This is a genomic window from Pseudoalteromonas sp. PSi26 (assembly GCF_054960575.1).
In genome coordinates, this window is the sequence record NZ_JBHNYT010000010.1 from 83998 (window position 1) to 95734 (window position 11737).

At 38.1% G+C, this 11737-nt stretch carries 11 protein-coding genes and 1 pseudogene; 10 read left to right on the forward strand and 2 right to left on the reverse strand.

The window, feature by feature from the left end; all coding sequences use genetic code 11:
* Positions 1–88: 88 nt before the first annotated feature.
* The 6 genes from ACFI34_RS12245 (at position 89) to ACFI34_RS12270 (ending at position 5587) form a co-directional block, all read left to right on the forward strand.
* The gene (locus tag ACFI34_RS12245) at positions 89–1306 is read left to right on the forward strand and encodes a lipoprotein-releasing ABC transporter permease subunit (RefSeq protein WP_462673702.1); all 1218 of its coding nucleotides are present in this window, start codon (positions 89–91) and stop codon (positions 1304–1306) included.
* Positions 1299–1997 (forward strand): lipoprotein-releasing ABC transporter ATP-binding protein LolD, encoded by a 699-nt coding sequence (gene lolD / locus ACFI34_RS12250; RefSeq protein WP_462673703.1) that lies wholly within the window; start codon positions 1299–1301, stop codon positions 1995–1997. The genes ACFI34_RS12245 and lolD overlap by 8 nt, the downstream gene beginning before the upstream one ends.
* A complete protein-coding gene (locus ACFI34_RS12255) occupies positions 1987–3231 on the forward strand; it encodes a lipoprotein-releasing ABC transporter permease subunit (protein ID WP_462673704.1) in 1245 nt (414 codons plus the stop codon). Before lolD ends, ACFI34_RS12255 begins: the two co-directional genes overlap by 11 nt.
* A 45-nt stretch (positions 3232–3276) precedes the next feature.
* Positions 3277–3666 carry a hypothetical protein gene (locus ACFI34_RS12260; RefSeq protein ID WP_138740874.1) on the forward strand — a complete coding sequence of 130 codons (390 nt, stop codon included), beginning with the start codon at positions 3277–3279 and terminating at the stop codon, positions 3664–3666.
* 145 nt (positions 3667–3811) lie between these two features.
* Positions 3812–4273, forward strand: a complete 462-nt coding sequence (locus ACFI34_RS12265) for a YehS family protein (RefSeq protein ID WP_462673705.1) — start codon at positions 3812–3814, stop codon at positions 4271–4273.
* Positions 4274–4501: 228 nt separating this feature from the next.
* Entirely contained in the window at positions 4502–5587 is a 1086-nt protein-coding gene (locus ACFI34_RS12270; protein WP_462673706.1) for a GGDEF domain-containing protein, read from the forward strand.
* A gap of 43 nt (positions 5588–5630) precedes the next feature.
* Here ACFI34_RS12270 and ACFI34_RS12275 read toward each other — a convergent pair.
* Positions 5631–7362: pseudogene (locus tag ACFI34_RS12275) on the reverse strand (AMP-binding protein).
* Between the two features lie 181 nt (positions 7363–7543).
* A complete protein-coding gene (locus tag ACFI34_RS12280) occupies positions 7544–7990 on the reverse strand; it encodes a DUF3010 family protein (protein WP_058403926.1) in 447 nt (148 codons plus the stop codon).
* 357 nt (positions 7991–8347) lie between these two features.
* On the opposite strand from ACFI34_RS12280, the gene thrS reads away from it, so the two are divergent.
* The 4 genes from thrS to rplT all read left to right on the forward strand — a co-directional run bounded on the left by thrS (position 8348) and on the right by rplT (position 11666).
* Positions 8348–10258 carry a threonine--tRNA ligase gene (gene thrS, locus ACFI34_RS12285; protein ID WP_462673707.1) on the forward strand — a complete coding sequence of 637 codons (1911 nt, stop codon included), beginning with the start codon at positions 8348–8350 and terminating at the stop codon, positions 10256–10258.
* A gap of 59 nt (positions 10259–10317) precedes the next feature.
* Positions 10318–10878 (forward strand): translation initiation factor IF-3, encoded by a 561-nt coding sequence (infC, locus tag ACFI34_RS12290; RefSeq protein ID WP_006794470.1) that lies wholly within the window; start codon positions 10318–10320, stop codon positions 10876–10878.
* Positions 10879–11090: 212 nt separating this feature from the next.
* Entirely contained in the window at positions 11091–11291 is a 201-nt protein-coding gene (gene rpmI / locus ACFI34_RS12295; RefSeq protein WP_002960713.1) for a 50S ribosomal protein L35, read from the forward strand.
* A 15-nt stretch (positions 11292–11306) separates the two neighbouring features.
* Positions 11307–11666 carry a 50S ribosomal protein L20 gene (gene rplT / locus ACFI34_RS12300; RefSeq protein WP_002960711.1) on the forward strand — a complete coding sequence of 120 codons (360 nt, stop codon included), beginning with the start codon at positions 11307–11309 and terminating at the stop codon, positions 11664–11666.
* Positions 11667–11737 lie beyond the last annotated feature (71 nt).

An 11737-nucleotide genomic window follows, 5' to 3' on the forward strand; every position in this document is an offset into this window, starting at 1 on the left:
TTTATTTCTTACATTTTTGGTCATATTCAATTGTGCTAACTTCGTGCTACTATAGCCGCACACTTTTAGCATAAATGTTTTAAATAATATGTTTCAACCGGTTAGTTTATTTATAGGACTTAGATACAGCCGCTCCTCTAAAGGGAACGCGTTTATATCGTTTATTTCGTTTTTTTCTATTGCCGGTATTGCTATTGGTTTAATGGCTTTATTTACTGTAAGCAGTGTAATGAACGGCTTTGAGCACAGTTTAAAAACCAATATGTTAGGTCTCATTCCTCATATTGAAGTTGAATCTGGAAACCATAAACCAGATGAAATGTCGGCTCTTAAATCAAATTTAGCTAAATCTCCTTACGTGGAACACGTTAATTTATATCGCCATGGCGAAGCTATTTTACAAACCAATAAAGATCTTCACGGCGTATTGCTGCAAGGATTATATGACAATAACGGTACGTTATACAAAGTGACTGACAAAATAGTGCAAGGTAATTGGCAAACAGTACTAAATACAAACTATAACATTGCTATAAGTCGCTATTTAAGTCGAAAACTGGGCATTGGTTTAGGTGATAAACTGCGTGTGATCATGCCAAATGCATCTACTTACACGCCTTTGGGCCGTGTGCCTAGTCAGCGTTTATTTAAAGTTGCAGCAATATACGAAACGGGCTCTGAAATAGACATGGCACTTGCTTTTACAAGCGGAGCATCGCTTCAGCGTGTTTTAAAGTTAAATAAAAATGTTGCCCCAAATTTAAGCGTGTCACTTTATGAACCCTTTGAATTGGACGAATTTACAGACACGAGCCAACTTATTTTAAAGGGTTACAACTATTCAGACTGGCGAAGCAGCCAAGGTACTTTATTTGCGGCAGTAGCAATGGAGAAGCGGATCATGTCAATGCTACTTGCACTTATTGTGCTGGTGGCTGTATTTAATATTGTATCAGCCTTAACAATGATGGTGAGTGAAAAACAAGGGGAAGTTGCGATACTGCAAACCCTTGGCCTCACCCCATCGCAAGTGCAAAAAGTATTTATGGTTCAAGGGCTTTACAATGGCGTTATTGGAACATTAATTGGGGCTTTTGTGGGTGTACTACTGAGTTTATACATTAATGAACTACTTGAGTTAGTTGGCTTGAATCTACTTGCTGGCATTGAATTACCTGTGAAATTTGATGTGATTAGTTTAGCAATAATCGCGCTTGCCAGTATTGCTATGAGCTTTTTAGCTACCTTATATCCTGCGCGCAAAGCCGCAAAAGTTAAACCAGCAGAGGTGTTGCGTTATGAATGATTTAGTAATTAGTTGTGAAAATTTAAGCAAAGTATACCAAGACGGTAATAACCAAGTCGAAGTGTTAAAAGGCGTTGACTTATCGCTTCAACAAGGTGAAATGCTCGCTATTGTAGGTAGCTCTGGCTCGGGTAAAAGTACGCTTTTGCATATACTCGGTACACTTGATACTGCCACGGCAGGTATTGCTAAAATCAAAAGTCAAGAAGTGGCTAAGTTATCTCGCACTGAACAAGCAGCATTTAGAAATCAAAACTTAGGGTTTATTTATCAGTTTCACCATTTATTGATGGAATTTAGTGCTGTTGAAAATGTAGCAATACCACTATTAATAAAAGGTTTAACTGCAAAAGAAGCCAAAATACAGGCGCTCGACATGCTCGAAAAAGTTGGCCTTGCACATCGAAGTGATCACAAACCTTCTGCACTTTCAGGAGGAGAACGTCAACGAGTTGCTATTGCCCGTGCTTTGGTAACCAAACCTGCGTTGGTTCTTGCTGATGAGCCAACAGGTAATTTAGACAAGCAAAATGCGATTAAAATTTATGATTTAATAAATGAACTAAACCAAAGTTTAAACACGAGCTTTGTAGTGGTAACTCACGATTTAGAGCTTGCTGATAAGCTAGGTAAAATAGCTTACTTAGATGACGGTAAACTATCGGTAAAAGAGTCAAAATATGTTGCTTAGTGCATTTTTAAGTAAACGGTTTAGAGCATATTCTGGCCATAAAGATGAAAAAAACGGGTTTGTTAGTTTTATAGCTAAGGCTTCTACTATCGGTATTTTATTGGGGGTAGCTGTATTAATTGTTGCACTTTCAGTAATTAATGGTTTTGAGCAACAATTAGTCCATCGTTTATTAAGCGTAGTACCACAGGTTGAATATGTAGCGCCAAGCCGTCCTATTGCTAACTGGCAACAAAAAATAGCTAATTTAGAAAGTCAGCCACATGTCACTGGGGCTGCTCCATTTGTAGCGGTTAATGGTATGGCACAGTATAAAAGCCAATTAAAAGCGGTTGAAATACGTGGTGTTAGCCCTTTGTATGAGGGTAAGGTTTCTGCAGTGAATCAGTTTGTAACAGGCAAGTTGGTGAGCCAACTATCTACTGAAGAGGTTATTTTAGGCCAGCAAATAGTAAAGCAACTTAATGCAAAAGTGGGTGATAATATCACTTTGCTAATACCTCAAGTTGGGCAAACGGGAGGTCAGTTATTAGCACCTAAACGCGTTACGTTGAGCCTTGCTGGTGTTATTGAAATGGGTGGCCCCATTGATAGCACGGCTGCGTTTATACATTTGACAAAAGCACAGCAAACACTTGGCTTCGACGAAGCCCAAGTAACAGGTTTAAGATTAAGTGTTGATGACGTGTTCTCGGCGCATCAAATAGCGCTTAATGTAGGGCAAACCATTAGCGATTATGTCTATATTTCTAGTTGGTTTAGAACACAAGGCGGTTTATACCAAGATATACAAATGGTTCGTACCATTGTGTATATTGTTGTGTTTTTAATAATTGCTGTTGCGAGTTTTAATATTGTGTCGTCGCTTGTCATGGAAGTGCGTGAAAAAGAAGGCAATATCGCAATTTTAAAAACAATGGGCGCTAAAGACAGCACTATTTTAGCCACCTTCGTAATGCAAGGATTAACGCAAGCGTTTGTAGGGGTATTGCTCGGTACTTTTATAGGTGTTGTATTGGCATTAAATATCAGTGAATTATTTGCTTGGCTGAGCCAGCTAATGGGTGCTAATCCGCTTGAAGGGGTTTATTTTATAGAATTTTTACCTAGTAAATTAGTACTTAGTGATATTGGTATAACTGTAATAGTCACTTTTGTATTAGCAATTTTTGCCACTATTTACCCTGCCTGGCAAGCTACACGAGTAGACCCTGCAAAAGTGTTGGGTAACTAAATAACCCATGTTCAGAAACTTATATAACTATTAAAAGGATTTAATATGCTTGCTACATACAGAACGATGCACTTTGTATATGTACAATGGCTTAGGAAACGCTCTAAAACGGCCAGTGGCGTTGATGGTGTTTTTGCTTTTTCTCTTATTATATTTATAAACAGCCTTTCACTGCTAGGGTTAATATCCCCAGCTACTATTGATTTTATTATGAGCCAGTCAAAACTTGTTGTTTGCACGAGTGGTATAGTTATTAGTATTGCTATTGTCATATTAAACCAAATTTGTTTAGGCGACAGAAGCAAGTATATTAATAATGTGAAGTTTGTACTTAATAAAAAGTCACAGAAAATACTATTGAAAATGACTTTATTGTGGTTATTTGGATCTATATTTATGTTTTTTTATATTATATTTTTAATAGCTGATAGCTAAAAAGTATCTGGTGTCTAGAAGGGTTGTTAGATTACTCCCTACATGAATAAAAAGTAGGGTGTGTTTGTTAAAACTGATAAACTGGCAAGTTATTAGAGCTAAGCAAATAATGCTTAGTTGCCTTTCCCTTATTTAGGATTATATTTTGACAAATAACGATATTTTACGCCGTCTTCGCTATACCTTTAATTTAACCGATATTGCCATGGTTGACATTTTTGCTGCGGCAGAGGCTACAGTAACCACAGAGCAAGTCATTTCATGGTTAACAAAAGAGGGCGAGCAAGAGTTTGTTAAAATTTCAGACACTGAGTTTGCAACCTTCCTAAACGGGTTTATTAATACCAAACGAGGTAAACGCGAGGGTGCACAACCAATACCTGAGAGTAAGCTTAATAATAATATTATCTTTATGAAGTTACGTATTGCTTTAAATATGAAGGCTGAAGATGTAATAGCCACGCTTGCATTGGTTGATTTTGATTTAAGTAAACACGAATTAAGTGCGTTTTCTCGTAAAGTAGACAACAAGCATTACCGGGTGTGTAACGATCAAATACTTCGTTTATTTTTAACCGGCGTTCAGCAACAACACCGCCCTGAATAATTGCTAATAATTATTTTGGCTTAAAAACGTTGTGAAAAACAATGTTTTTAAGCCAGTCACTATAAGTGTTTACTAAGATTGTAATTAATCTATCTTAGCGATAATATTTAAAAGTTAACTTTGCTAAACCAATTTAAGTGCATTAAAAACCAAGTATCATAAGAACACAATCATATCCGTTTTAAGTTCGCTATTTACAGGTAACGAAAATACAAAAAGGAATTTAGAATGCAATTAATACCCGCAACATTTTATTTTCCACCCGACAAAGAAAAAGATTTTCAGTATCAACTCAACAAAAGCACCGTTCATTTTGCCAACATCGCATTGTATTTGGCTGCTTTATTTTTATCACTTTTAGTTGTTCTTTCGTGGTTGAATGATGAGCAATCTTTATACTCTTTCATTAACGTTTTAAGACTATCGATGGTTTGTTTATCGTTTGTATTGATATATATAAACAATAAGTTAAAGGCAAAATACTTACATTATCGTTGTTTAGCTTATGGCATCTTATTTTGTGTGTTGTTTGGGTATTTATTTTGGTCCTTTGTCGGGTTATATGGTTATTTAAACGAGGGAGGGCCTATGCTTGTGGTCGCTTCTTTTTCTGCAATACCCATGTTGCACTTAGGGCACAAACTTATTTTATGGACAATCACGGGTTTAAGCCTTTTCATTGTTCATTTTTTTTCAAGTACTCCAATAATATGGAGCCTATACTTTTACATTAGTATTGTGATTGTAATGGCTTGTATTCAATACCAACTGGATATACTTCTACGTAAACAATATGAAGCGGAGCTTGTTGAAACACAAAAAGCAAATATTGATCAGCTAACAGGCTTATATAATAGACACAGTTTTGACTCAGAATGTAAACGCTTAATGAATCAAATCAAGCCATCTCAATCGCTAGCGCTTGCTATGATCGACATCGATGATTTTAAAAAATACAACGATAATTACGGTCATTTAGATGGAGATAAAATACTCATTGATGTTGCAAGCAGATTGCGAAATTGCGAGGCAGATATCGTTTTCAGGTTTGGCGGCGAGGAGTTCATATTAGTTAAAATTTTAGACCAAAACAACTTAGACTGGCTTGACGACTTACCTATTCGCTTTGCCTCAAGTCCGATAAGCCACGAATACTCAACATTTAAGCGCATAACAGTTTCTGCTGGCGTGGTTATAGCTGATTTTTGCTCCCTTCGTCCGGATATGAAAGTATTACTAGCATCTGCCGACAAAGCGATGTACGCAGCAAAAAATACAGGTAAGAATAAAGTAATTAAAGATTATATATCATAGCGTTGCTCAACATCTATATTTGGTGGTGTTGGGCAAGTATATGTTATGAAAATGATTTACCTAATAATATTTCGTGCATTTGCTCGCGCATTTTAAATTTTTGTAGTTTGCCTGTTACTGTCATAGGGTAGCTCTCTACAAAACGAATATACCGAGGCATTTTAAAGTAGGCCAATTTGTCTTTTAAAAATGCTCGAATTGACTGTTCATCGAGTGTTGTATCTTTTTTTGCTTTGATCCACGCACACACTTCTTCACCGTATTTTTCATCGCTGATACCAAATACAGCGGCATCTTGTATACTGGGGTATGTGTAAAGCACCTCTTCAATTTCTCGAGGGTAAACGTTTTCTCCACCACGGATAATCATATCTTTAATTCGCCCAACAATACTTACAAACCCTTCGCTATCCATAACACCTAAATCGCCTGAATGAAGCCAGCCGTCACTGTCTATTGTGGCTTTTTTTTTCTTCGTCATTCCAATAGCAGCGCATTATGCCTGCGCCTTTTGAGCATACTTCACCAGGTAAACCTATTTTTTGAATATTACCCAGTTCATCAATAATTTTAACTTCAGTATGAGCAAGGGCGCGCCCAACAGTGGTTACTTGGCGCTCTATCGATGAGTCAGTTTCTGTAATATTATTTATAGGGCTACATTCAGTTTGCCCATAAGCAATTAAAACCTGATGCATATTCATTTGGGTTTGAACTTTACGCATGACTTGTTCAGGGCAGGTCGAGCCTGCCATAACACGGGTTCTAAGTGACCTTAAGTCATATTTATTAAAACTACTGAGCTCAAGTTGGCTAATAAACATAGTGGGAACACCGTGTAGTGCTGTACAGCCTTCTTGTTCAACTACTTCAAGTGTTGTTTTTGCATCAAATGCATCACTTGGATAAATAGCTGCAGCACCTTTGGTAATGCACAAGAGGCTCCCCAAAACCATACCAAAGCAATGATAAAGAGGAACAGGAATGCAGAGTTTGTCTTTATGTGTAAACCGCATAGAGTCGGCAACAAAAAGCGCATTATTTAAAATATTTTTATGGGTAACTGTAGCGCCTTTGGGGTTGCCCGTTGTGCCTGATGTAAATTGTATATTTATGTCCTGATCTGCGTTTAAATTAGCCGCTATAGCGTGTAATTCGAGCTGATGGGCGGGTGTAGCTAACTGCATAATATGTGAAAACGAAAACATACCAGGGATGGGATCATCACCAATACTAATAACGTTTCTAAGGCTCGGTAGTACTTTTGACTCAAGCTTACCTGGGTCGGATTGGTTAAGCTCTGGCGCTAAACTAGTTAGGATCTCTATATAATTACTGCCTTTAAAACTGTTTGCAGTAATTAAAGTGGAACACTCTACGCTATTTAGCGCATAAGTCAGTTCGCTCGGGCGATATGCAGGGTTTATACATACCATAATGGCACCAATTTTTGCGGTAGCAATTTGAGTTAGGCACCACTGAATGTTATTCGGTGACCAAATTCCTACCCGTTCACCTGGTTTAACGCCTATGGCTAATAGCCCCATCGCGAGTTGATTTACTTCTTTTTGAAACTCTCTATAGGTTAAACGTATGTTTTGATGATTGACTACTACCGCGAGCGAATTAGGGTTTTTGTCGACAATAAAATCAAAGTAGGCACCAATGGTTTTATTAGTTAAAGGTGTATTTTTTGAGCCTTTAAAATAGCTTTTAGACAACGGTAGTAAATTAATTACTTCTACTTCTTTAACCGCTTTATGTTGTGTGTGAATGTGTTTCCTCCATGTCGATGTGTGAATTACATAAACTAGGAACTAAATGCACACATTATCGACAAAAAGAAGGGTAATTAGACTAATGTATTATAGGTAAAGATGTGGCCAGTAAAATAGTAGCAATAAAAAACGCGCCATTTAGGCGCGTTTTTATTTTTAAGATTTTTGAATGTTTAAGTTACATTTCGTCGCTTCGGTACGTTTTTTTCATTATATATACGTAAGCGTTAACAAATGCATTCTCTTGATACTTTTTAAGGCCTGTTTCTTCAAACGCAATGGGGATAGGGTTACGTTTCACTTGTTCTTTAATTTCAGTTGTTGAGAACACGCGAACATCTAGGTTTTCAATTAATTGAATAGCGGTTTCCATTTTGAAACCTTTAGCGCTGCCTGCAAATTTACCTTTAGGTTGACGTTCGCGAATAGCCACAGAGTCAATTTGGTAATCTTGCATTAGTTTTGCAAAATCAAATTGAAATTTGCGCATTACTTCAGTGTCGTTACCATTACCTAAGGTAAAACGTGTTTGGCGCACATCGCGAATGTCAAAAACGTCGTTATCTTTACTTAAAATACAAAGTAGTACGTCACTACCGGTAATTTCTACACCACATGTTCTCATTGCTGTTCTCTAATAAAACTTAATTGATGTGTATTATACGCAACATCTATTAAATTGCGAGAATAAGCAATAAGACGAAATTTTATTACGCATTTCTCAAAATTGTCATCGTTTTTATCTAAATTTACAAACTTAAGCAAAATAACACCTTTAACAGAGTCTTTAAACTTGTAATTGTTTCTCGCTCACGCGACAATATATTTTTGTAGTTGAGCAGACTCAGCATCTACATCAGCCTGTTAGGCGAAAAATAGTCAATGCTTATTCGTAAGAGCGTTGTCGAGTCATTCTCATTTAATTTTATTTTAAATACACGTGATACATTGTAGGTGTCACCACTGTATGTAAGGATTTATAATGCCAGTTATTACTCTTCCTGACGGCAGTCAGCGTAGTTTCGAAAACCCTGTTAGTACTCTTGATGTAGCAAATGATATTGGCCCTGGTCTTGCTAAGGCAACCATAGCAGGTCGTGTTAATGGCGACCGTGTTGATGCGTGTGACCTAATTAGTGAAGATTCTCGTCTTGAAATCATTACTGCTAAAGATGACGACGGTCTAGAAATTATTCGCCACTCTTGTGCTCACTTGATTGGACATGCAGTTAAGCAACTTTTCCCTGAAGCTAAAATGGCTATTGGTCCAACTATTGATAACGGTTTTTACTACGATATCGATATGGAACATTCTTTGTCACAAGATGACTTAGACGCCATTGAAAAGCGTATGCTACAACTTGCAAAAACAAACTACGACGTAGTGAAAAAAACAGTAAGCTGGCAAGAAGCTCGCGATACGTTTGAAGCGCGTGGCGAAACATACAAAATTGAAATTTTGGACGAGAACATTGCAAAAGATGATCGTCCAGGATTATACCATCACGAAGAATATGTTGACATGTGTCGTGGTCCTCACGTACCAAACATGAAATTCTGCCAAAACTTTAAAATAATGAAAGTAGCAGGTGCATACTGGCGTGGTGACTCTGAAAACAAAATGTTACAGCGTATCTACGGCACAGCGTGGGGTGATAAAAAGCAACTTAAAGCGTATTTAAAGCGTTTAGAAGAAGCTGAAAAACGTGATCATCGCCGTATAGGTAAGGCTTTAGATTTATGGCACTGGCAAGAAGAAGCGCCAGGTATGGTATTTTGGCATAACGATGGTTGGAGCATTTACCGCGAGCTTGAAGAGTTTGTGCGTAAAAAATTACGTGAGTACCAATACGAAGAAGTAAAAGGTCCGATGATGATGGACCGTTCGTTATGGGAAAAATCAGGTCACTGGGAAAAATATTCAGACGCCATGTTTACAACGGAATCTGAAAAGCGTGAATATGCAATTAAGCCAATGAACTGCCCAGGTCACGTACAAATTTTTAACCAAGGTTTAAAATCGTACCGCGACTTACCTTTACGTATGGCCGAGTTTGGCTGTTGTCACCGAAATGAGCCATCAGGTGCTTTACACGGACTAATGCGTGTACGTGGCTTTACACAAGATGATGCTCACGTTTTCTGTACAGAAGAGCAGGTAATGGACGAAGTCTCAGCGTGTATTAAGATGGTTTATGATACCTATGAGACATTCGGTTTTGAAAAGATTGTGGTTAAGCTTTCAACTCGCCCGGAACAACGTATTGGCGACGATGAAATTTGGGACAAAGCTGAAGTTGCATTAGCCGATGCACTTAAAGCAAACGACATTGAATTTGATTACCTTCCTGGTGAAGGGGCGTTTTATGGCCCTAAAATTGAATTTACTTTGTACGATTGTTTAGACAGAGCGTGGCAGTGTGGTACAGTGCAACTAGATTTTGCATTACCGGGTCGTTTAGGTGCTACTTATGTAGCAGAAAATAACGAACGACGCACACCCGTTATGATACATCGTGCTATTTTGGGCTCAATTGAGCGCTTTATCGGTATTTTAACTGAAGAATACGCTGGTTTATTCCCAACGTGGCTTGCTCCAAAGCAAGTGGTAATTATGAATATTACCGATAAACAAGCAGATTACGTGCACGAAATTGTACAAAAATTAAATAAACTTGGAATTAGAGCCGCTGCTGACTTGAGAAATGAGAAGATTGGCTTTAAAATCCGTGAACATACATTAAAGCGTATACCTTACTTACTAGTTGTTGGCGATAAAGAAGTTGAACAACAAGAAGTAGCGGTTCGTACGCGAACAGGTGAAGACCTGGGTAAATTTAATGTCGATGACTTTGTAGCTAAAATAAGCGAAGAGATTAAAAATCGACAGTAAAAATCGAGCGTGTAGGGCAATTACTAAAAGCCATCTACATGCTTATATTATTGATATTCTTGGAGGAACGTACCATTAGAGGCGGCAAGAAAGGGCAACAAACAGCTCAAAAAAATCGTATTAACGAAGAAATTACAGCTCAAGAAGTTCGTTTAATCGACATCGACGGCGAACAAGCTGGCATTCAGTCATTAAAAGACGCACAAGCTATGGCTGATGCAGCGGGTGTTGATCTTGTAGAGATTAGCCCTAACGCTGAGCCGCCTGTTTGTAAGGTTATGGACTACGGTAAGTTCATCTTTGAAAAAAGCAAAGAACTGAAAGAGCAGAAGAAGAAGCAAAAGCAAATCCAGATTAAAGAAATCAAATTCCGTCCTGGTACGGATGAAGGTGACTATCAGGTTAAGCTTCGCAACTTACGTAAGTTCTTAGAAGCTGGCGATAAAGCTAAAATTACCATCCGCTTCCGTGGCCGTGAAATGGCTCACCAAGAAATTGGTATCGAACTATTAAACCGCGTTAAAGGCGATTTAGAAGACTTAGCAGTAGTAGAGTCATTCCCAAATCGCGTTGAAGGCCGTCAAATGGTTATGATGATGGCACCTATTGCTAAAAAGTAATTTTTAAGTAATAATGCGCACCGAATTTAGCTCAGGTCTGCAAGCAATATGTAAATATTCACCTGAGTTAACCGGTTTTAAAGTAGAGTTGCAGCATTTTATGTTGGGCTTTCACCGGAACATGGCAGTAAGTTAGGCCTAAAAGTGGAGCTATAGAAATATACCTCACGCCTGCTTACTAATTTAAAAGCAATACAATTGGAGTTATTGCAATGGCTTATAAGCTAAAAAGTCACAGTGGCGCTGCTAAGCGTTTCAAAAAGACTGCTTCTGGCGGTTTCAAGCGTAAACAAGCGCATCTTCGTCATATTCTGACTAAGAAAACTTCTAAGCGTAAGTTACACCTACGTCCTAAGATGATGGTTCATAAAAATGACCATGGTCTAGTTTCACGTATGTTACCGTTCGCTTAATAGGGGTTTTTAGAAATGGCAAGAGTTAAACGCGGCGTTGTCGCACGTGCACGTCACAAAAAAGTTTTAAAACAAGCAAAAGGTTACTACGGAGCACGTTCACGTGTTTACCGCGTAGCTTTCCAGGCTGTTACTAAAGCGGGTCAATACGCTTACCGTGACCGTCGTGCGAAGAAACGTACTTTCCGTCAATTATGGATTGCACGTATCAATGCTGCTTCACGTCAAAATGGTCTGTCTTACAGCCGTTTTATCAATGGTCTTAAAAAGACTTCTGTAGAAATCGATCGTAAGATCCTTGCAGATATCGCTGTTTACGACCAAGTTGCATTCGCAGCGCTTGTAGAAAAAGCTAAAGAAGGCCTAGCCGCTTAAGCTTTTTTATAAGAACTGAAAAGGAGCCCATTGGCTCCTTTTTTTGTGCCTAAAATTTGCTATGAAACCCC

Excerpts from the sequence above, each read along its gene's own strand:
- ACFI34_RS12245 (WP_462673702.1), top strand. The coding sequence starts at position 89 with ATGTTTCAACCGGTTAGTTTATTTATAGGACTTAGATACAGCCGCTCC.
- lolD (WP_462673703.1), top strand. The coding sequence starts at position 1,299 with ATGAATGATTTAGTAATTAGTTGTGAAAATTTAAGCAAAGTATACCAA.
- ACFI34_RS12255 (WP_462673704.1), top strand. The coding sequence starts at position 1,987 with ATGTTGCTTAGTGCATTTTTAAGTAAACGGTTTAGAGCATATTCTGGC.
- ACFI34_RS12260 (WP_138740874.1), top strand. The coding sequence starts at position 3,277 with ATGCTTGCTACATACAGAACGATGCACTTTGTATATGTACAATGGCTT.
- ACFI34_RS12270 (WP_462673706.1), top strand. The coding sequence starts at position 4,502 with ATGCAATTAATACCCGCAACATTTTATTTTCCACCCGACAAAGAAAAA.
- ACFI34_RS12280 (WP_058403926.1), bottom strand. The coding sequence starts at position 7,990 with ATGAGAACATGTGGTGTAGAAATTACCGGTAGTGACGTACTACTTTGT.
- thrS (WP_462673707.1), top strand. The coding sequence starts at position 8,348 with ATGCCAGTTATTACTCTTCCTGACGGCAGTCAGCGTAGTTTCGAAAAC.
- rpmI (WP_002960713.1), top strand. The coding sequence starts at position 11,091 with ATGGCTTATAAGCTAAAAAGTCACAGTGGCGCTGCTAAGCGTTTCAAA.
- rplT (WP_002960711.1), top strand. The coding sequence starts at position 11,307 with ATGGCAAGAGTTAAACGCGGCGTTGTCGCACGTGCACGTCACAAAAAA.